This is a genomic window from Pseudomonas baetica, from assembly GCF_019733355.1.
GTDB classification, from domain to species: domain Bacteria; phylum Pseudomonadota; class Gammaproteobacteria; order Pseudomonadales; family Pseudomonadaceae; genus Aquipseudomonas; species Aquipseudomonas baetica_A.
Genome location: NZ_JAIHLQ010000016.1, coordinates 20316 through 41412 on the forward strand (window position 1 = coordinate 20316; position 21097 = coordinate 41412).

A 21097-nucleotide genomic window follows, 5' to 3' on the forward strand; every position below is an offset into this window, starting at 1 on the left:
CGATGTTAAACACAGGCAATACCCAGGCCCGAACGTTCAACCGAGCCAGCCCAGTGTCAGCATTGCCAGCACGGCATAGCGGGCGCCCTTGGCCAGGGTGACAATCACCAGAAACCGCCCGAGGGGCTCGCGCATCACGCCGGCAATCAGGGTCAGCGGATCACCGAAGATCGGCAGCCAACTGAGCAACAGCGACCAATGCCCGTAACGCTCGTAGTGCTTGCGCGCCGTGGCCATGTGTTTGGGACTGACCGGAAACCAGCGCCGATGCTGAAACCGTTCGAGTCGACGTCCCAACCACCAGTTGACCAGTGAACCGAGGACGTTGCCCAGCGTGGCGACCGCTAGCAACCCCCAGAGCCAATAACGATCACTGACGATCAGGCCAACCAGCAACGCCTCTGACTGCAACGGCAGCAGTGTCGCGGCGCCGAATGCGGCGAAAAACAGCCCGATATACGCGGCACCCATCAATGGGCCGGGTAATCCGCCACCACCACGTCAGCGCCGTCCTTACTCAGGCCGATGATTTGATAAGCATCGCTCATGCCGTCCATTTCCATGCCCGGCGAGCCCATCGGCATGCCCGGCGCAGCGACACCGAGCAAGTCGTCACGCTTGCTCAGAGCCAGCACTTGTTCGGCCGGCACATGGCCCTCGACGAACTTGCCGTTGATGATTGCGGTGTGACATGCCGCCAGACGCGGCGGCACGCCATGCTGTTGCTTGAAACTGCTCATGTCGCTTTCGACGTGATCTTCGACCTTGAAGCCGTTGGCTTCCAGGTGGCTGATCCATTTTTTGCAGCAGCCACAGTTGGCGTCGCGATGGACTTCGATCGGGATCAGGTCGGCAGCCTGGGCGAGGGAGGAGAGGAACAGGGCGCTCAGGGCGACCAGACGCAAAGGGGTTCGCATGATGGGTTCTCGACTCGGATTGGCGGTCAAAAAGAACGCATTTTGACCGGTTTTTCCTGGCAGGCATCAACGGATTGTTTCCAGTTGCTACGAGGCAGGCTGTCGGGATCATCGTAGATCAAGGCTGACAGCCCGATGAGCGAGAGATTACAAATCTGTCAGTTGAACCGCCGGGCAACGGCGGTAGAAACCCGTTGTGGCGAGGGCGCAATCGCCCTCGCCACAGGCCTGTCAACGCACTTTGAACCGGCCCATGATCGCGCTCACCTGGCTGTTGGCTTCGAGTAACTGACGGGTGTTGAGTTCGCTGGCCTGGCCGCTTTTCACCAGTTCATCGACCATGTGACGGATCTGCACCATGCTGCGGTTGATCTCTTCGGTCACTGCGCTTTGCTGTTCGGCGGCAGTGGCGATTTGGGTGCTGAGGCTGTTGATGTGGCTGACCGAGCCGGCCATTTCGTCCAGCCCCGAGTTGACCCGCGCCGTAGCGTCAGCGGCGGACTGGCAACTGGCCTGAGTGTTTTCCATCGCGCTGACCGATGAGCTCACCCCTTGGGTCAGGCGGGTCAACATTTCGTTGATTTCCGAGGTACTGGCTTGGGTACGGGCGGCGAGGGCGCGTACCTCGTCAGCGACCACTGCAAAACCACGACCCTGCTCGCCGGCGCGGGCCGCTTCAATCGCGGCGTTTAGGGCCAGCAGGTTGGTCTGACCGGCAATCGCTCCGATGACCCCGAGAATCTCGGTGATGCGTTGAGCATCCTGCTGCATGTTTTCAACTTTGTGTGTGGCACTGGCCACTTCGTCAATCAGCGCAACCACGCTGTTGGTCGCTTCGCCCACCACTACGCGCGATCGATCGGCGTTTTCGTTGGCACGCTGTGTAAACGCGGCGGTTTCGGCAGCATTCTGCGCCACGCTTTCCGCGGTGGAACTCATCTCGGTGATAGCGGTGACGGTTTGATCGGTTTCCGAGGCATGGCGCAGCAGGATCTGGCTGGTATGCGCCGAGGTACGTTGCAGGTTGTCGAGGCTTGAGGCCATGGCCCCTGTGGCCTGCGTGACTTCCCCGATCATGTTTTGCAGATAGGCAATAAAGGTGTTGACCGAGTGGCCGATGGCACCCAGTTCGTCTTCGGCGCGGATGGTGATGCGGCGAGTCAGGTCGGCATCGCCGCTGGACAGCAAGTCGATGTTGGCTTTCAACGCCTTCAAGCGCGACACCAGTTGGCGGATGGCATAAACCTGCAATAGCACCAGCAACAGCACCAACGGAATCTGCAACAGGCTAAGCGTGCTGAGTACGTCATCACGCTGGGCGGTCAGCATTTTGGTCGGCAGGGCGGTGGCGAGGAACCAGGGGGTGCCTTCGATCGGCCGCATGAAGAAGGTGCTGTCTTGACCGTTGTTGTCGAACTCGACGCGCTGCGCCTGATCGCGGTTCTGCAGGCCAGCCTTGACCTGGCTGGCGAAGGTCGAGCTGGCGGCCAGTTCACTGATGTTTTTCAGCACGATCGGCCCACTGATGCGCGAACTGTTGCTGATGATCTTGCCGTCGGCCTCAACGATGAGCATCTCGGCGTTGAGGTCTTTTTCCTTGCGGGCGACCAGATCATTGAAGAAACCGAGGGTCACGTCGATGGTCGACACGCCCCAGGCGCTACCGTTTTTCTGGATGGCCATGGCGCAGTTGGTGCGCGGTTCGGCGCTGGCATCGTCTTTATAGGCAGCGGCCCAGGCGCACTGACCGCGCGGGGTCTGCATGCCGCCCTTGTACCAGCTCTGGTCGTAATAGTTGGGCGCGGCGTCGCTGTTCCAGAAGGTGTTGACCGCCAGTTTGCCCGAGGCATCGCGATGCCAGAAAGTGCTGAACTTGTTGCGCCCAGCCTCACGCTGCCCCGGCAGCGGCCAGATCCCGCCGCCGAAGACTTTCGGCTCGCCGTATTGATCGACCAAGCCCGGCAATACCGTATCGATGGCAGCGCTGTCGAGCAACGGGATGGTTTGGGTGATGCTGCGCTGTTGCGCCTGAACTTTGTTCAATTCGCCCTGAATCTGCTCGGCGACTTCGGCGATACGGTTGAGCACAACCTGTTCTTCGGTATGACGCAGTTTGGGGGCGACCAGTTGACTGATGCCAACCACGGTCAGCACCGACAACAACAGCATGAACAGAACCAGAAACAGCGTGTAGCGAGCCTGAATAGTGCGCAATGCGGGCATGGAGACCGGTCCTTTAGCTACGTTTTTTATTATGGGTTCAGGGGGAAAACATCACGGGTATCCATGGGTATCGTCGGGATGGGAAGAAGCTTTAGGTACTTTCGTACAAGAACGTGCAGTGTATGGCCGAACGGTAGGTATCGTCTTTGATACAACAAAGCGGTTTGCCTGGTTGATCAGTGCAAAAAACGCAACCCGTGACAATTTCAGATGAGTCACGCGGTTCCATCTTTTGGGGTGTTTTGAGAATTTCTACCTGAATGTACGAGAATTGTAAGCAAACGGATAAAAAGGTTGGTGCCACTAGTTGGCCCGCCGATACTTACGAGCACCAAAGTAGGTCAACAAGGACATTTTCATGCTCGTTCTTCAAGGAACTCACTCATGACTATCGGCTATACCGGTGCTTGGCAGAGTAAGGCGGGTTTGCTGGTGCAGGACACCGGCAGTAGAGGCAAACAGGTGTCGCAAAGCACCAAGGTGAGGCAGATGCTGACCCTGGTCGGCAACGATCCGAATGCGCTGAACATCGCTGAGATGGACAAGCAAAAGCTGCACAAGAACATCAAGGGTTTCGACCCGGATAACGTGTCGGCGAAGCAGTTGGGCAACCTCAGTACATTCTTGCGCAGCAAAGGCCTGATTTCCGATCTGACGGCAATGACCCTGCTCAACGCCGGTGACAAGTTCGATCGTTTCGGGGTGCAGAAAGATCCGGATGCAAAGTTCAGTGCACTGGAGTACTTCGCCACGCAACTCGATACCATTCAGACCAACGCGATCAAGGGCGACAAATACGCCAACGGTTTGATCCCCGAGTACAAGAAAGCCATTTACGTGCTGCAGAACCTCAAGACCTATGGCAAGGGTAACGGCACGACGCCGCCAACCGACAAAGGCGTCAGCTCCAAGGCGTGAGCGTCAGAAGAAGATGGCCCGTTCCAATCGCGACGGGCCAATGTGTTAATTCCAGCCTCCCCTGATATTGCGCTGAACCTCATCATGCAGGACCTGCATGCGCGGGCAATGCAGCTTTAGCGCGCATTGTCGGACGCCGCGATGAAAGAGCGCGAGCCAACTCCCTTCCGTGTCGTCGCCGGGTGCCAGGCCGGTAAATACAAAACCGATGGCCGTTAGCCTGTTCAGATCGCTGGCGAAATGGCGCGACAGTCTCAGGCGTATCGAAATCAGCCAATGTTGCGGTAATGCCTGTAACTGCTTGAGTAGGCTCGGACTCAGCTCCTTTAGCCGCATGTCATGCCGATCAGCGTGTTGTTCAAGTTGAACCGGTGCGCCACGCCAGGGAAGTGCATGCGTTCGCGTGCCGAATACACGACAAAGGTGCTGCATGAAAACCCGACAACTGGCTGGCCATGTCTGTCTGGGCAATGGGCGTTGATACCCGTCGATGACGCGACAACCCAGGACGATCGATTCAGGCGTTGGGCAGCCGAAGGGTGAAGGGACGTAATCCGGCAGCAGTCCGGTGTTGTGAAAACCGATATTGATTGCCATGCGTTGCGTGTACGGATGATGGGTCACTTGCTTGATTGAAACGTCGTGACAGCCAAGCGCTTGTGCGTGAATCAACAGTTGCTGGCCTAGACGCGTCGCGATGTTTTGTCCGCGGGTGTCAGGGTGAACGACGCTCAAGGCCAGTTCGGCACTGTGTGAGCCGTTGTCCCTGAACAGGGTCGCGTGCCCCAGGATCTGCTGTCCGACCACGGCGACCAGCGAGTGCCAGCGCTTGTCGCCGTGGTTTTGGCTGATCATGTGCGGCAGGTAGACATGGGGTTGCACGTAATGGTCGCCGTACACTTGCCGGAACAGTTGACTGACTGCCGCCGCATCGGTGTCGCGATAGTTACGCAGGATCAACGTTTCCATCAGGCGCCTCCTTGTCGTTGTGTTCGTAGCGGCGCCGATCCAGCACTCGCAGGCATTTACCCGAACGCGTATGGCGTGGAAGATCTTCAAGCGTGCAGCTTTGGGTATGCAAATCCAGAAGTTGGTTTGCCTGCAGTTGCGTAATCAACGGGTACCGTTCGATCAGCCCGGCCTTCAGGCTTCGGTTGACTTCATCCAGGTCGGGGGATCGAGTGCTTGGCACCCATTTCAGGCTCAACACATCCTTGTGCGCACTCTGTTCGATCACCAGTTGCCAGTCGTCACTGGCCGCGGTGCGCCGGACCAAATCGCCGATTTCATGAGGGATCAGTGACAAAATACCCAGCCGAACCCGTTGGCTGTTCGCACTGCGGCCCCTGAGCGCGAATTTGCGCTGCGCCGCGCCAACGGGCTCTCGCCAACAGGCGCGGTCGCCCACCGGGTAACGAATCAGTGGCATCAATCGACGTTTGAGGTGGGTGAGTACCAGTACACCGATCTGGTCACAGGCATCGATCACTTCACCGGACTGTTCGTCGATGATCTCCAGGATGATGTGGTCGTCACGCATTCGATGCTCGTCTTCGACACAGTCGTGGTGGCTGGCCCCGATGAAACCGGCATCGACGCTGGCGTAGCCAATCGAGCTGATGCGTGCGCTGGGAAACGCCAGATGGAGGCGTTGACGTTGCGAAGCGAACAGGCTTTCTCCGCCATAAAGCAGGGTGTCGACGCCGGGCAGTGTCTGCCCCCGACGATTGAGCCAACTGGCGAAGGTCAGCAGGTGCGCGGGTAGACCCGCCAGCACATTGATCGAGTGCTGCACCACGGCTTCGGCCAGAACGTCTGAGCCGACGTCGCCGGTGAACGGGAACTCGGTGATGTCTTGTGCGACGTGCGCCAATGAATCATGGATGAACAGGAAGCTGGCGTAGAGGTCGCCGGCAAAGAACAGGTTGGCTACCCGGTCACCGGATTTGAACTGCCCATTCAGGCTGTCGCCGAAGTCACTCACCAGTTGTCGCCATTCATCCTGGGTATAAACCGAGAGTTTGCCGGCGCTGGTGGAACCACCGGTTTTAAAAACCAGTGCGTGTTCCACGGGCCCAGTCAACACTGGCCAAGTGTTGAGGCTCTGACTGTTGTTCCAGTAGGCAACAGGATCAATCAACGGCAGTTGCGCGAGTGATGTTTTTTTCTCGGGAATATCCGCGAAGTGTTTCCCGTAAAAGTGTGAGTGCTGACGAACGAACGTAATCAACTCGTTCACAGGATCGGTTGTTTCCATAGTGTTCTCTTTTATATAAAGGCCTGATCGAGTTAGCCGGTTTTTATTTTCGTCTTGAGTCAATCAGTAGCGGCGTCTTGCCACTGTGTTTGTTTCGAGTGAAGTGTTCAGTCGGACAGACTTCAACTTTCAGTATTAAGAGTCCGGCTTCATAAACGGTCATCAGGGTCGAGTAGTTTGATAACCGGGTGTGTACCTGTGCCGCTTCGAGTTCACTGCGCACCAGGATTCGCTCGATGCCGTCGGGGGCATGATCCAGCAGCAGTTGGAACGGGACCTGCAGGTGCAACGCCAATTCGCTCAGTGAGATGAAGTCGGTGCCGAGGCGGATCAGCGTGCCATGCCGTTGCAGCAGTTCGAAGCGTGGCGACGTGAGCCCGCATTGGCACAGGCCGGGCACCCAGCGTCCGGTGTCGCCAACGTCATAACGCTGTACGGTCTGCCCTTGCCGAGCGATAGAGGTAAACAGCAGTCGACCCACCTGATTGCCAACGACGGGAAGATCGTCGTCAAGTGCGACGATTTCCAGCTGTTGGGTGTCATTCATCAGGTGGAACACACCGTCGCCCGTGGCTTGGCAAGCGTGACCGAGGGGGCCTGCGTCGACGCTGCCGTAAATCGCCGAGCGAATGCTGGAAACGCCGCAATCGCTCAGTAGCGCCCGGTTCTGTTCGCTCAGGTGCTCGCCGCCAAGGAAAACCTTTTTGACTGCGCCATAGGCCTGCAACCTTTCGCGTTCGTTGAGGAACAGGCGATGCACGGTGCTGGGCATGCCCATCAGGACCGTCACACGCTGGTCGATGATCAGTTGGGCAATCTCGCGGTAATCGTCATCAGCCGGGGCTCCCATCGGCAAGTGCGTGATGTCCAGCAGTTCGAGCACTTTGGCAAAGCTGAGGAACCCCCCGTAGAGCCCGCCGCAGAAAAACAGATTCATCACCCGGTCTCGCGATGGGTCGAGACCGGCGGCAAACAAACCGTCAGCGGTTGCACGCATCTGCCGATGAAAGTCGCGGTAGCTGTAGCCGGACAGCGCCGGCGTGCCGCTGCTGCCTCCAGAGCGGAAGTACAACTGCGCCATTGGGTTGAACGGCTGGTGGGTGAAGGCGTGTTTGTCCATGATCGGCTGGCCGGACAGCGGCGCGTTGAGCGGCGTGCGGTCGAGGGTGGCGTGGGTTGGCAGGACGGCGCCAGGCACGCTGACCGATACCCGTCGGCTGAGGCGTTGTAACGCGTAAACGCCATCATGCGGTTCGCCGTCGTAGCCGTCGTGGATGCCATCCACTGGCGCGATACGCGTCACACCAGCGCCGATCAGTGTTCGCGCCAATTCGCCGATATGCGGTTCGGCACACAGCAGCGCGCAGCTTTGCAGGACATTGCGCCAAGGCAACAGGGTGGCGGTGATCAGCGCGCGGGGCACAGGGTGCAAGAGCACGCTGCGAAACAGTGGCGACGGACTGAGTTGGCGGTCATGCGCCCAGATCACTCGCCAGCCCGACGCACTGAACACGCGACCGGTTTGCCGGGCGAAACTCTGCGCCAGGCGTGCCATGTGCGTGTGTGTGATGATTTGTGAGGCTTCTTCGGGCGTGGGCGACAGCGCCGGCCACTGCCCGCTGCGTCGTTCGAAAGCTTCAGCCAGGCGCTCGCCGATATCTTGCAACACCACCGGATCGTCACTGTCCACCAGCAACCATTGCGGGCTGGAGCAGGCCTGTTGATCCAGCCGGCAGACCTCATCGGCGACGGCATCCAGCGCCTGCGACGTGGCGGCATCGGGTGTCAGATAAACGAAGCTGATGCGGTGTCCCCAATCGATCCAGCGACAGCCAGCCGGGATCTGCTGGCGAATCGCGTGCAGGGCCGATTCGCCGCCCCAGGCCGCGACACCGTTGGCGCGTTTGCACAATGCCCCTATGTGTTCAGTTTTGACCGGCAAGACCGCCACGTAATTCGCGAGTTGACCGGTAAGATCGCATTGCACGAATGCACCGAGCAGTTGCGCGGTCAGGTTCCGATCGCTGCTGCTGGGGCGCAACCAGTTGACGTTGCCAGCCAGCAGGCTTTCCAGTACGGCGCAGAATGCCAGTAACGGCGCGTTGCCCGGGGTGATGTGCACGACCAGTCCGAGCGGGCTCCAACACTCGAAACACGCTTGCCGATAATTGATTCGGCGCAATGATTCAGGTTGCGTGCCGAGTTCGCGTTGCAATTTGACTTGCAACGCTTGCGGGTCGCAGAAATCGATCAGGCTTTGTCGTTGCCCTGCATCGAGTACCGACGTGTAATCGGGGCTGCGCAATTGCTCGGCAAACCGTGCGGCAGCCGCCATCACGGTGTTGCTTTCAAGCGGCGTGCTCAGGTGTTGCACCAGGTCATGGTCGAGGTGTTCAAGCGCCTGGTCGAGCGTGAAATCGTTATGCAAATGGCCGTTGATCAAATACATATCAGTGCCTCCCCAATAACTCGGACGCCGCCATCGCGCAGCTTCTGCCTGCCGTAGTGCCAGCGCGGCCATGCAGTTCGAACCAGTCGCCGGCGAGTGAGCAGCCACAACTCGCGCCAGGGTGCAGTGTGGCCAGATCGCTCATCACCACGGCGTGCGCGGGGCTGGACGAGATATAGGGCGAGACAAATCCCAGCAAGCCTTGCTGGCCATAGGGCTGAACAGAGAAGTCCTGGGGATTGCGCACGAACACCTTCGAATAGACCGGGACATGGAAATGATGGTGCTCGCATTCGATGTAAGGCACGGCGTGTTCGACTGCGCCGTAACCATCGCGACAGCGCGACGTTTCGATGCCCAATTGCCGGTGGATGCGCGCATATAACTGCTGTCTGGGTATCTCTTGGGCCGCTTGGGTTTTCCAGCCACCACCGAAGAACGCCAACGAACCCGCGGGCAGTTGCAGATCGGGCACGCCGCTATCTTCCATCCGTTGCAGGGTTTGCCACAAAAATGCCGGAAAGCCGAGAATGCGTACCGCAAGACCTTCTTCGGCAAACGCCTGCAACGCGGCAATGACACCAAACAGGTCGAACTGATGACCGTCACCGCTGCTGCGCAGGGCGTAGACCACACGATTGGCTGGAGCGAAACGGCATAGAAACTGATCAGTGAATGAGGTGCCCAGTGTGATGCGACCTTGCGGCTCATAACTGAGCAGCAGGTAGTTGCACGGCGTGTCCGGGGTATCCCAGCCGTAATGACGAAAGATCTGCGCGACCATGAATTGGGCCGCAGACAGGCTACGTTCGTCATAGCGCATGCGACTTTTCTGGCCGCTGGTGCCGGACGATGTCAGTTCCAGAGCCTGCTCTCCAGCGCTGCTGAGCAGCAGTTGTTGTTTGAAGAAGTTGGCAAAGATCGGCGGCAGTCGTGACCAGTCATCCAGGCTGTCCAGATCGCTGGCGTCGATCCCGTTGGCGTTCAACCAGTGTTCGTAGCCCGGCGTCTGCTGGCAGTGATACCGGCTGATTTCGGCCATGGCCCGGTCAAACAGCCCCGAGGGCACTGAATCCGGGCAATAAGGCTGTGTCAACGCGCAGAGCGCGTCGCTTGAGGGTAAGTGGATCATCAATATTCCTTTATCGAGGAGGGGCGAAACAGTTTTTTGCTGCTCGCAAGAACCCGTGAAGCAAGGGCAGGCACATCAGGCCACTGAGCGCGGCGCAAATGGCGAAGAGTTCGAGACGTGTGCCGCCTCCCATCGCCGCAATGATCGAGCCGCCGACACCCATCACGGCAATGGAAAGCATGCCGATCATGGCTGAGACAAGACCTTTGCTGTCGTCAGTACTGAATAGCGCCAGGCGATACAGCGCGGCATTGCTGATACCCAGTCCAACGGCGTACAGCGACAGACCGGCCACCACTGGCCCCACACCTGCGCCAGACAGTGCGCAACCTATCAGTGTCAGCAGGCCCAGGCAGAACGGCCAAAGCGCCAGACGAATCAACTGTGGTAACGCGTGAGTGACCAGCAAGCGGTCGAGAATCAGGTTGCCAACGATCACGGCAGAGAAAATCGGGATTTGCCATAGTCCGTACTCAAGCGGCGTCAGGCCCTGCAACTGGATCAGCAGCAACGGTGCCAGGCCGATCCAGGCGATCAAGGGCAGACTCATCAATCCTAGTGCGAGGCTTGCGCCGAGGAACCTTCGGTTGCCGAGCAGGGTAAGGTAGCGCCGGCGGATCTGGCGCAAGGAGAAGGGCACCGGCGCTTGCAGGCTGCCATCTCGGCGCACAACGCCGACGGTCTCCGGCATGTAGGCATAGAGCCCCAGCCACACGGCGGCGGCTGCTAGACCCAGGCCCAGAAACAGATCGCGCCAAGTCAGCCATTCCAGCAACAGACTGCCAAGTATCGGCCCCAGCAGCGGCGACAACAGCGCAACGTTGCCGAGCAGCGCCATCAAGCGCACAGCATCGGCCTCGCTGAACACTTCCTGAAGCGCCGGATAACTGACCGCCACAACAAAACCCACGCCCATGCCTTGCACCAGTCGCAGCACATTGAACGCTTCTATGCTGTGGATGGTGAAAGCGGCTGTGCAGGCGGCGGCGAACAGCGCGCAGCCGATCAACAACACGCGCCGTCGTCCCCAGTGATCGGATAGCGCTCCGATCAACCACTGCAGGCAAACACCCCCCAGTAGATAAAGGTTGAAAGCATTGGGTACATGACGGGCATCTGCCTGTAGTTGCGCGGTAACGTTCAACATGGCCGGCATGATCAAGTCACTGGCCATATAAGTCAGTAACTCAAAAGCCGTAAGGGCCAGACAGAATCCGACAACTTGTCGTGGGGCGATTTTAATCAATGTTCTCTGCATAGACTTCCTTGTTTATAGTCGCGGAAAAGTTTGCAGAGACTAGGCGTAGGTGCTCTTGTCACCTAACGCTTTGCTGAGACATTAAATTTCAAATGCTTGCAGGTTATTTAATGGATCAGAAAAGTTGTGAGGCGCACTAAGTTGTCGGCGAGTGGTGATAAAACAATGCCCGCTGAATGGCGGGCATTGTTTATAGGGCCGGTTTTGTGTGCCTCCACCTGCCGCAATTATTGGTAAACGGGCAGGGTGAGCGACTTTCTTCTAACGATGTTGATAATAGCCAGGGCCTCCCTGGTAATGGCGATGGTGATCACCATGCCAGCCGCCGTGGGGGAAAATGATGCAACCACTCAGGGTCAGCAGGGCAAGAACGGGAATCAGCCAGGTGATTCGACGCAGCATTTCAAAAATCCTCATGGTTACGCCGTCATGAAGCCAAAACTCTTCAGCGGCTGTAATATGAGACCCCGTTTGCAGCGGCGCATCCCCGTAAAACGGTAAGCGCATGGCATGCAAACAGATACAAACCGGATACATTCCAAAGTTTCAGGAAGCCGCAATGACCCAGAAGCAACGCTTGATTTTTTCGATTGTGATCGCCGTGTCCGTGCTGGCAATCATGCTCGGCCTGTCCTGGCTGCAAAACGCCGGCATGATCAGTGAGAAGACATTCCAGTACATCGCTATCGGCGTGGCGGTGGTCGTGGTAGTGATCAACGGCGTGATGCGCCGCAAGGTCAAACCCTGACGGCGCTCGCAGCACGCATCAATCGTTGTTGAGAACGGCAGCAGCCTGCGGATGCAGGCTGTAGCTCTTGTCTGCATTGAAGGTGATCACACCCTCGGCGCACAGACGCTTGAGGACTTCGCGCACACTGAGAAACGACAGCGGAATACCCAGATCCAGCAATTGGCTGTGGACGCCGCGCACGCCCAGATGCCGATCACTTTGTGCCGCAACCAGTAGGGCGTCGATGACTTTCAGACGGATCAGGCTGGTGCGCAGGCCGAAACTTTTCAGCAGCAACCGGATACGTTCATTGCCGTGACGGTCGACGCGCTGCCCGAAATCGCTCGCGTGGGGGCTCATGGAAGCTCCTTGTGAGGCCTGGCTACCGTCCGTTGGTAGTTGCGAGTTGTACATGCGATTACTCCTTTTCAGAGCCTGATCGGGAAAGGTTTTTGACGGTCTTTCAAACAAGACGTATCAACGCGACAAATCATGAAAGAAAAAATGTAGAAATTTTGTCGGAAATTCGTCCTCTCTGTGTAATCACGGCACATAACCGCTGTTGCGAGGGCTAAATTTTTTTCTACAGGTTCGTCTCCATCACAGGCTCATTGCGCGTGGACGCATGGGTGTTTCCAGAGCGGACCCGCGGCCCCTCACAGGCTTGGCGCAGCAACGCCGGGTCCGCTCTTCGGTATTTCGATCAGGAGCGAGCGTGATTATTTCCAGGCACTTAACCAGACTGACCTCTGCCGGTATGTTTCTTGGGCTGAGCCTGTCGGCCCATGCGTTCAGCCCGGCCCTCGATACCAGCGCTGAAATCCGGCGCACCGGTTTTGGCGTACCGCATATCCGTGCGCAGGACGAACGTGGTCTCGGTTTCGGGATCGGATACGCCTATGCGCAGGACAACCTGTGTCTTTTGGCCAACGAGATCGTAACGGTCAATGGTCAGCGTTCACGCTATTTCGGGCCGGAGCAGTTCACCGTCGAACAGCGCGAAAACCGTGTCAGCGATGTGTTTTTCACCTGGCTCAATACACCTGAGGCGGTCAACGAATTCTGGCGGGCGCAACCTGCTCAGGTGCGGGATCTGGTGCAGGGTTATGCTGCCGGCTATAACCGCTATCTAGCCCAGCGCCGTGAGCAGGGCCTGCCGCAACAATGTCAGGGCGAGTGGGTGCGCGATATTTCGCCTCAAGACCTGGTGAAACTGACGCGTCGCCTGTTGGTCGAGGGGGGTGTCGGCCAGTTCGCCGAAGCCCTGGCGGGCGCCACGCCGCCTCATGCCACGGCTCGGGTTGAACACGTCAGTCACGCCTACGCGTTGGCCGACGCCCGCCTGCAGCGCTTCGCACTGGACCGTGGCAGCAATGCCGTGGCGGTGGGCAGTGAACGCTCCTTCAACGGTCGCGGGATGCTGTTGGCCAACCCTCACTTTCCCTGGGTTGGCGGTATGCGTTTCTATCAAATGCACCTGACCATTCCTGGCAAGCTCGATGTCATGGGCGCGGCCTTGCCGGGATTGCCGATGATCAACATTGGCTTCAACCAGCACCTGGCCTGGACTCACACAGTCGACTCTTCCAAGCACTTCACCCTGTATCGGCTGCAACTCGATCCGAAAGACCCGACGCACTATTTGCTCGATGGTCAATCAGTGCCGATGAGCAAGCAGACGGTAACCGTGCAGATCAAACAGGCTGATGGGCAGGTAGTGCCGGTCGTACGTGACGTCTATAGCTCGAAGTTCGGGCCGATCGTGCAGTGGCCGGGCAAGCTCGACTGGGATAATCAGTTTGCCTACAGCCTGCGTGATGCCAACCTCGATAACGATCGTGTGCTCAAGCAATGGTATGCAATGAACCAGGCTTCCTCGCTCGAGCAATTGCAGAACTCGGTGCACAAGATCCAGGGAATCCCGTGGGTCAATACGCTCGCAGCGGATGACAAGGGGCAAACGCTGTACATGAACCTGTCCGTGGTGCCGAACGTCAGCCGTGAAAAACTGGCCAGGTGCAGCGACCCGCGAGCCGGTACCAAGATGATCGTGCTGGACGGCTCCAACAGCGATTGCGCCTGGGACATTGATCCGAAAGCAGCGCAAAAGGGTATTTATGCGTCCAGCCAATTGCCGCAATTGCTGCGCAAGGACTTCGTCCAGCACTCCAACGATTCCGCTTGGCTGGCCAACCCGGCGCAACCGCTCACCGGTTTCTCGCCGCTGATCAGTCAGGAAGGCCAGCCGTTGGGCTTGCGCTCCCGGTTTGCGCTGGAGCGTCTGGCTGGCCTGAGTAAAAAAGGGTCGGTGGCGGTGCAGGATCTGCAGCAAATGGTGATGGATGATCAGGTCTATCTGGCGAGCCAGGTTGCACCCGATCTGTTGGCGTTCTGCGCCACCGACCTTGGTGCCGATGCGCAAGCACTGAAACCGCTGTGTGCCAGCCTCAAGGCGTGGGACGGTCGGGCCAATCTGGATGCGGGCCTGGGTCTGGTGCATTTCCAGAACATCATGCAAGCGTTGCAGACGTCAGGGGATATCTGGCGCGTGGCCTTCGATCCGAAAGACGCACAACACACACCGCGCGGTCTGGCTGTCGAGCAGCCAGCGGTGGCCAAGGCACTGCGTGAAGCGATGCTGGCGTCGGTCGCGTCGGTCGACAAGATGGGTCTCGCGCCGCAAACCCGTTGGGGTGATATTCAAGTGGCCAGCAGTGGTGGGCAGCAGACGCCGATTCATGGCGGACCGGGTACGCTGGGGATCTACAATGCCATCCAGAGCGTGCCCCGCGAAGACGGCAAACTTGAAGTGGTCAGCGGCACCAGTTATCTGCAAGTCGTGACCTTCGATGAGAAAGGTCCGCACGCGCAGGGACTGTTGGCGTTCTCGCTGTCCAGCGACCCGGCATCGAAGTATTCGCGGGACCAGACCGAGGCGTTCTCTAAGAAACGGTGGAGTGTGCTGCCGTTTACGGAACAACAGATCCTGGCGGATCCGCAGTATCAGGTGCAAACCATTGGTGGTTCGCTGGGCAAGGCCGCAGAAGTGGCTGCGCAATAAGCACAGCGTTAATTGAGCCAGGCATGAAGGCCGCACCCGCAAGGGCGCGGCCTTCAGCTTTTTGGCGGTTGCTTGGGCATCGAATTGATTACCGGGTTGCCTTCCTTGTTGCGCGTCAGATAGACGGGCAAGACTTTGGGCAGAGAGTTGGCGAGGTTGTTGAGTTCTTTGATGTTGTAGATGCCGCCTACCCGAATCGAACCGGTGTGGGTGTCGGCGAGCATCAACGGCTTGGCCAGGTAACGGTTGATCAGCGGCAACGCGTCATCGAGTGCCATGTTGTCCAGCACCAGTTTGCCGCTGCGCCAGGCCAGTGAAGTGTCGTTGGGGTATGTCTGGCTGACCTGCGGCGTGTAGTCGCCGTGTCTGTAGCGTGCCTGCATGGACGGTCCGAGACGCAAACCATCGCCCGGTAATGCGGTGTTGCTGGTCACCCGCACCGAACCTTCGATCAGGTTGACCCGCACTTGATCCTCATACTTCCAGACGTTGAAACGCGTACCGGTTACCCGAATCCGGCCCTCGCCAGCACGTACGATGAACGGGCGAGACAGGTCGTGACTGACCGCAAAGTACGCCTCACCTTTTTTCAGGGTGACGCGCCGTTCGTTTTTGAAATTGCTGAAGGTCAGATCAGTGTTCAGGTTCAGTTCGAGCTGACTGCCGTCACTGAGCGTGACCTGGCGGACATTGTCGGTGGCTGAGAGATGCTGATAGCTGTTGGGCAGCCAGCCAAGATTCCATCCGGTGTAGGCCGCCAGCGGTAACGCGAGCGCGCAGACCGTCGCCGCTATAACGTATTGACGCCACGAGCGGGCAGGCTGGGGAATCGGCGAAGCAACGGCAGGTTCGGGGCGTGGCAGGTGTCCGGCAACGTCCCAAATCTCCAGCATGGCCTCATACTCGAACGCATGCAGCGGATGCGCGGCGTGCCAATGCTCGAAAGCGCGACGCTCTTCATCTGTGCAGTCAGCGGCGTGCAGACGCATGCACCAGTGCGCAGCGGCATCGGTGACGGCATCGTATTCGGCTTCCGAGAGAGTGTCTTGGGTCATTGAGTCGTCCTGATTTCGCACATTCTAACCTTGACGGGAAGTTGCCGAGAACATCCGTCATGGCATTTGCCCATCAAAACGGAACTTATTTTTTCTCAGCTACCCAACCTGAAGGACTGATTCGCGTACCCGAGTGATGGGTGTGAAGGCGTGCGCAGGTTTCGAGCCCTGCGCATTTTTTTGCGCTTTTTCAGGGAAGCGGCACCGGATCCAGTTGCCGACCCATCTCGCAAACGAGGCGGGCGATGGAGTCGGCGTTGCGCAAAATCACATCGATGCGCACATCCGCTGAGTGCCTATCAAGAAACGCATTGCGGGCCTCGTCCATGGTCGGGGTGAGGGTCAGATCGAGAATGTCTTTGCTGATGTCTTCAGCCCCCGGGATTTTATCCAGACTGAAAAATAAACCTTTTTTCTTGCTCCAGCGTGCAAACAGGGCTTCTCGGGGGGTAGTGAGCGACAACGCCTGAGTCTGGAGGTCTAGCAACTCCTGCTGGATAGTCTGGCCGTACACCGTGAGGGTTTCGATCAAGTCGTGAAACGGGCGCCGTGCCTCCAGGGTGGCAATATCCTTGGCCTTCGAATACTGGTGGGCAAACTCGTGGATCAGTGTCGCTGCTTGAGCGTGGCCATCAATGTCGAAAGGCTCGATGAGGGAGGGTGCGTACCAGCTCAACTGCGGGTTGAAAAAGTTTTCGGTGAAGTGAACCATTTTGCGGTGGTCGTTGTTCAGCACAAACGCAATGACGCAGGACTGGAAGGCATTGGAACCCACAACGAAGCGATCAGTGTTCAACAGGTCATCGTCGGGATCCACCAACGCCTGGCAAATGGGCACGATCGCCTTGTTGAGTTTGCTCAATAAACCGCTATCGACTTGGGCCACGCCGAAAAACACTTTGAGAAATCCATCCAGACGGGTGCCAGGAACGTTGGCTTTCAACTGGACCAGATTGTGCAGGCTGTTGAACGCATATACGCGGGCAAGATCAACAGCGTGTTGCAGTATTTGCGCTTTCTGGGGATGGTTGCGGCGTATTTCCTTCATACCGATGGCTTCGATGTTCAGCATGACCCTGCGATCCAACTCCAGGGTATATCGCTTGTGCAGTCTGGAGATTGCTTTGCCGTAGTGCACCGCATGGCGATCGGGCGCCAGCAAGAGTCGCGAGCCGGTCAATCGTAATGACGGACCGGGCTTTTCATCGTTAAGAATCTGCCAGACCGCCCCCGGTTGGTCGACACGATGAACCTTGCCGGCGATAGCGGTATACGTACGCTTGCTGATCGGATCCTCATAGGTGCCGTTTTTAGCGTCACGCTTGAGATCCTCAAGCGCCACTGCCGTGGTTTCAAACGCCTGTAGCTCGGTGCGCCTGGGTGACGTTAAACGGATCTGCGACCACGCCGGGGCCACCAGGGCGGGCGAGTTCGACAATGCGTCAACGTTACCGGCGGTGCTCTCTGTTTTGGCTGAAGAAAGAATGGAGAGAGCGGATTCTGCCGAGGCGGCGCCTTCGCTCGTCAGGCGGCCCAGACTGATCATCTGCACCGCGCCGTCGATAAATGATTTCAGGGCTTGCGTCCAATGATGATCCTGCAGGTTTTCAGCCGAATTCTTGAAATCCTTGTACGCCTGCCAAAGGAATGTCACGTACGAGAGTTTGCCCGGCAGCAACCCCGAGATCGGATGGGGGCCATGACTGAACAGGTTTTTCGCCGCTTCCCAATCGTCTTGAGCATGGCTGAGCGCCTGGCAACTCAACAATTGCGGCAGCAGCTTGAGGTTGTCACTGAAGAGCCTGTGCAACAGGTTGCCGGTAATGGCGCGGCCCGACAGTGCCATTTCACTGGTTTCGCCGACGCTCGCCTGCAAAAGCCCCCGAAATATTGATTGCTGTGCTATCGGCAGACGGCGAATCACCAGATCCTGAAAGCTGCCCGGCGTGTTCACGGCCGCGATCAGGCTCTGCTCATTGGCGAATTCGCGAAAAAGCTGTTGCGCATAGGGCGCATAAAGGACCAGTGGCCCGGGCTGACCGCCGCCCGGGCCAATGATGTAAAGTCCAAGCGTTTCGACAGCGCTTGCGCCTGCTGTTTTGACCAGCGACAACGGATACGCCATGGCATGAGCTCCCTCAACGGTTGCCCGTGCTATGCCGTCCGGTATGTCGAGCACTTGGCAAAGGCAATCGAAGGCGCTGGCGGACAATTGCTGTTGCAGTTTCAATCCATGTGCATGTTGCAACAGTTGCCAGGGCGTCTGCCGAATGAAGCGTTCTTTGCGTGCTTGGGACTGAGCAGCGTCGTCGGAGAGCGCATCGGTAATTTTTCTGGCGAAAACCGTCGGAATCGCCAGCGACAACAACAGTTGCCGGACAGTATTTTGATCCAGGCCTGCGGGGAGTGGCTTTTTCGTCCTCGCGGCGACTTTGAAGCCGGTACCCTGGGCGATGTTGATATGGTTCAACGCAAAATCGGTGAGCGCGAGGGCAGGGCCCGCCAAGGCCAGATTGGGGATGATCTGGATGTCTTGCGGCTCGAGCGGGTTGCCTTTGAATCGAGCGTCGAGCAATGACTTCAACGTCTGACTGACGTAATCGGCCAGAGAGGGCAGGCCGCTGAGGTAGTCCTTGTGATCGACCACGCTACGGCGCCATTGCTCAAGCAGTTCGAGATGCAACTGCTGCTCGTCCACTGGCGCCATGCCCAGCCAGGCGGGTAGCGATTGTTGCTGGTTGATGGCCGTTGCCAGGTGAATCGTTCGCAGCAGGTTGGTATCGATTGCCGTTCTTTTGAGCGTGGCCAGGGCTGGCGCGAGTCCGGCGCGGTCCTTCAGGCGTTCGCGTACCGCGTCGCAACGTGCAAGGAAGTGCTCAATGCCAGATTGTGCGCGGTTGTGCAGAATATTGTCCTCGATCAACCGTAAGGGACCCAGGGTGTACGCCTGATGGTGCTGGCGTGCTTGGGGAGCAAGGTTTTCCAGAAAAGCCAGACGCGCCACGCTGTCCTTCAACCGTCGGCTCAGCGCCTGCCGCGCAACAGTAATATTGGCCAATACTTCCAGCCCCAGCGCGGGCGTCCACACAATTACCCTTCCCGAGTGCAGGTCGTCGAGCCCGCCACGTTCTGTCAGCAAAACGCAGTGAGCCAAAGGCAAGGGCTCTTTCGCACCGCGACTTTCCAGGGTAAGTGACCAGGCGTCGGGGCGAAATCCATTGAGTGAACGTCTGTTGTCGCGGCTGGGCTGATCGGGATGGAACACGGTATCGACAATCGCCTGTTCGGCCGTTTTAAGCGAGCCACTGAGCACCCGCAACGCCGCTTCACCGGTTACCCCGACAAACAGCGAGTGAGCCAACTGTGATCTCATTTTTTCAAGGTAACTGCGCTGCTCCTTCGCGGTGGCGGTGGGCTGCCCCCTGAATGAGCCAGTGAGCAAGGCATCGATGCCATCGCATGATCTCGCGATCTCCCGGACCCTGTGTGCCAGCACCCTGGAAGGTTGTTGCACGCCGGCCAGCACCGGCCTTGTCGACCACCGTTTACCGGCATCCACTTCCAGCAACCGCTCGTTGATCATCGAGCGGATATCCAGGGACTTATCGAACATGGCATGGATATCAACGCAGCCATCGCTGTGGCGATATACCTGCAAGGCAAATTCGATGCTTTGCCTCTGTTTGGTGATGATGGCCTCGAACAGCACGTTGAAAATCTCGCCGCCGATGCTTTCGCCGCTCACCTGAGGCCGGTCGAAGCCGATAAAGCGTTGACGCTCTTCAAGGTTCAACAAGCCGTAGAATTCGTCCTCGTGCCCAGGCGCGCGCAGCTTGCTCAACACGGTATCTTTCAGGTCGTTGTAATCCTCAAGCACCTGCAAACCCATGGTCGGTGTGTAAAGGCAGGCATCTGTGTGACTGATGATCAAAGAGCCCGCCAGCTCGACATAATTGGGCTCGTACTCCCACAGGCGCACTTTCTCGAGGGTTGGGCGAGGGGGCGACAAGGCGTCCGGCTGAATCATCTGGTGCAGTGTGGCGAACTGACTGGCGTCGAGGGTGCCGGTTTCGCGCTTGATCAGCAGTTCGGCGCGTGCCTGTTCTTTCAGTGCTTCACCGAAGAAGACGCGCCGTGTTGATCCCTCCGTGGCGGGAGCGTTCCAATAGCGTTCCATTTCGTGAAACAGCAGCATCTGCAACTTGCCCGACGCCTGTTGCAGCGCCTCTTCCCAAATCGCCTGATCGCCTTCGACCGGTGCATGCCCGGGATTGGAGAACTCATGCAATGGGTCCGGCGGCCAGCTTCGATGCCGGTAAAGCATCAGCACGGCTTCGCTCAGGCTTGTTGAGTCATGCCAGTGCCGGGCCGGTTCCGAACCTGAGGCGGTGTCAGGGTTGGTGACGGCGGCGTCCGTGTAAAAATTGACCCGGGTTTGCCTCTGCTTCAGGTTGGGGAAACCGTCTTTCAACAGATCATCGAGAATCGTTTCTATCAGGGAGGTGAGCGAGGGCAAACGCTTCAATTCGCCAAGCATGGCCGCCGCGTTCAATTTCTGGCACGCCAGAATGGCGCTCTTCTGGCTATCGAAAATATCCCCCTCGATTGTTTCGTAGCTCAGCGTAAGGCTGCTCTGTTCGACCACTTCTCTGCGCTGGGATAAAGCGAGAAAAGCCAGCAACTGATCCTCTTCTTTGGCTTCCTCCAAGCGTTTTTCGAGTAACGCCTCTAGGGTCGCAAGGCTGTCGTATTTCTTGATGTCTTCGTAAGGGGTGTAGAGGATTACGCCTTTGTCGTCGGGGGTTTCGCTGAATATGAAACTGCCGGCCAGCGTGATGGGCGGTGCCGTGCCGGCGCTGATGCGAATGTTCCGGGCAAGCATGGGCGGCGATTGCTCGCTGCGTAGCGCGTGTGTGGCCAGTTTTACATGGGCCAGCCAGTTGAAGTCCTTACTGTTGAGGTTGTGGGACTTGCCTGTTTGTTCCCAAAGACCGGGGAAATTCAGGGTTTCGGGGAACAGCAGTGGGGAGGCTGTCTCAGGCATCATCGAGTCTCGGTAGGGCGCGCTGGGCGCAAAAAATGAGGCCAGAGACTAAG

Annotated in this window: 14 protein-coding genes and 2 pseudogenes; 3 read left to right on the forward strand and 13 right to left on the reverse strand. The window is 58.1% G+C overall.

The features are described from left to right. Nucleotides 1–36: 36 nt before the first annotated feature. The 4 genes and pseudogenes from K5E40_RS15855 to K5E40_RS35660 form a co-directional block, all read right to left on the reverse strand. Nucleotides 37–471: a YqaA family protein gene (locus tag K5E40_RS15855; protein ID WP_221731621.1), complete on the reverse strand. Its 435-nt coding sequence runs from the start codon at nt 469–471 to the stop codon at nt 37–39. Further along, nucleotides 471–917, reverse strand: a complete 447-nt coding sequence (locus tag K5E40_RS15860; protein ID WP_221731622.1) for a DUF411 domain-containing protein — start codon at nt 915–917, stop codon at nt 471–473. Before K5E40_RS15860 ends, K5E40_RS15855 begins: the two co-directional genes overlap by 1 nt. Before the next feature lie 231 nt (nt 918–1148). Beyond that, nucleotides 1149–1676, reverse strand: a pseudogene (locus K5E40_RS35655) (methyl-accepting chemotaxis protein); the annotation flags it as partial. 333 nt (nt 1677–2009) lie between these two features. Next, nucleotides 2010–3140: pseudogene (locus tag K5E40_RS35660) on the reverse strand (cache and HAMP domain-containing protein); the annotation flags it as partial. A 384-nt stretch (nt 3141–3524) separates the two neighbouring features. Here K5E40_RS35660 and K5E40_RS15870 point away from each other — a divergent pair. Next, the gene (locus tag K5E40_RS15870; protein ID WP_221731624.1) at nt 3525–4058 is read left to right on the forward strand and encodes a hypothetical protein; all 534 of its coding nucleotides are present in this window, start codon (nt 3525–3527) and stop codon (nt 4056–4058) included. 45 nt (nt 4059–4103) lie between these two features. Here the strand turns inward: K5E40_RS15870 and K5E40_RS15875 are convergent, their stop codons facing one another. The 6 genes from K5E40_RS15875 to K5E40_RS15900 form a co-directional block, all read right to left on the reverse strand. Next, entirely contained in the window at nt 4104–5027 is a 924-nt protein-coding gene (locus K5E40_RS15875; protein ID WP_221731625.1) for a GNAT family N-acetyltransferase, read from the reverse strand. Next, nucleotides 5005–6315, reverse strand: a complete 1311-nt coding sequence (locus K5E40_RS15880; RefSeq protein WP_221731626.1) for a phenylacetate--CoA ligase family protein — start codon at nt 6313–6315, stop codon at nt 5005–5007. The genes K5E40_RS15875 and K5E40_RS15880 overlap by 23 nt, the downstream gene beginning before the upstream one ends. A gap of 43 nt (nt 6316–6358) precedes the next feature. Next, nucleotides 6359–8764, reverse strand: a complete 2406-nt coding sequence (locus K5E40_RS15885) for an aldehyde dehydrogenase family protein (RefSeq protein WP_221731627.1) — start codon at nt 8762–8764, stop codon at nt 6359–6361. Between the two features lies 1 nt (nt 8765). Further along, entirely contained in the window at nt 8766–9896 is a 1131-nt protein-coding gene (locus K5E40_RS15890) for an acyl-protein synthase (RefSeq protein WP_221731628.1), read from the reverse strand. A gap of 10 nt (nt 9897–9906) precedes the next feature. Then, nucleotides 9907–11154 (reverse strand): MFS transporter, encoded by a 1248-nt coding sequence (locus tag K5E40_RS15895; protein ID WP_221731629.1) that lies wholly within the window; start codon nt 11152–11154, stop codon nt 9907–9909. A 261-nt stretch (nt 11155–11415) separates the two neighbouring features. Beyond that, complete coding sequence (locus K5E40_RS15900) at nt 11416–11556, reverse strand: hypothetical protein (protein WP_221731630.1); 141 nt, start codon at nt 11554–11556, stop codon at nt 11416–11418. 157 nt (nt 11557–11713) lie between these two features. Here K5E40_RS15900 and K5E40_RS15905 point away from each other — a divergent pair, with 157 nt between their 5' ends. Further along, nucleotides 11714–11902: a hypothetical protein gene (locus tag K5E40_RS15905; protein WP_221731631.1), complete on the forward strand. Its 189-nt coding sequence runs from the start codon at nt 11714–11716 to the stop codon at nt 11900–11902. Between the two features lie 18 nt (nt 11903–11920). On the opposite strand, the gene K5E40_RS15910 is transcribed toward K5E40_RS15905, so the two are convergent. After that, nucleotides 11921–12298: a fe2+ zn2+ uptake regulation protein gene (locus tag K5E40_RS15910; protein WP_221731632.1), complete on the reverse strand. Its 378-nt coding sequence runs from the start codon at nt 12296–12298 to the stop codon at nt 11921–11923. 301 nt (nt 12299–12599) lie between these two features. On the opposite strand from K5E40_RS15910, the gene K5E40_RS15915 reads away from it, so the two are divergent. After that, entirely contained in the window at nt 12600–14945 is a 2346-nt protein-coding gene (locus K5E40_RS15915) for an acylase (protein ID WP_221731633.1), read from the forward strand. Between the two features lie 53 nt (nt 14946–14998). On the opposite strand, the gene K5E40_RS15920 is transcribed toward K5E40_RS15915, so the two are convergent. Both K5E40_RS15920 and K5E40_RS15925 read right to left on the reverse strand, forming a co-directional pair. Continuing rightward, entirely contained in the window at nt 14999–16000 is a 1002-nt protein-coding gene (locus K5E40_RS15920; RefSeq protein ID WP_221731634.1) for a FecR family protein, read from the reverse strand. Between the two features lie 190 nt (nt 16001–16190). Beyond that, nucleotides 16191–21044 carry a dermonecrotic toxin domain-containing protein gene (locus tag K5E40_RS15925; protein WP_221731635.1) on the reverse strand — a complete coding sequence of 1618 codons (4854 nt, stop codon included), beginning with the start codon at nt 21042–21044 and terminating at the stop codon, nt 16191–16193. Nucleotides 21045–21097 lie beyond the last annotated feature (53 nt).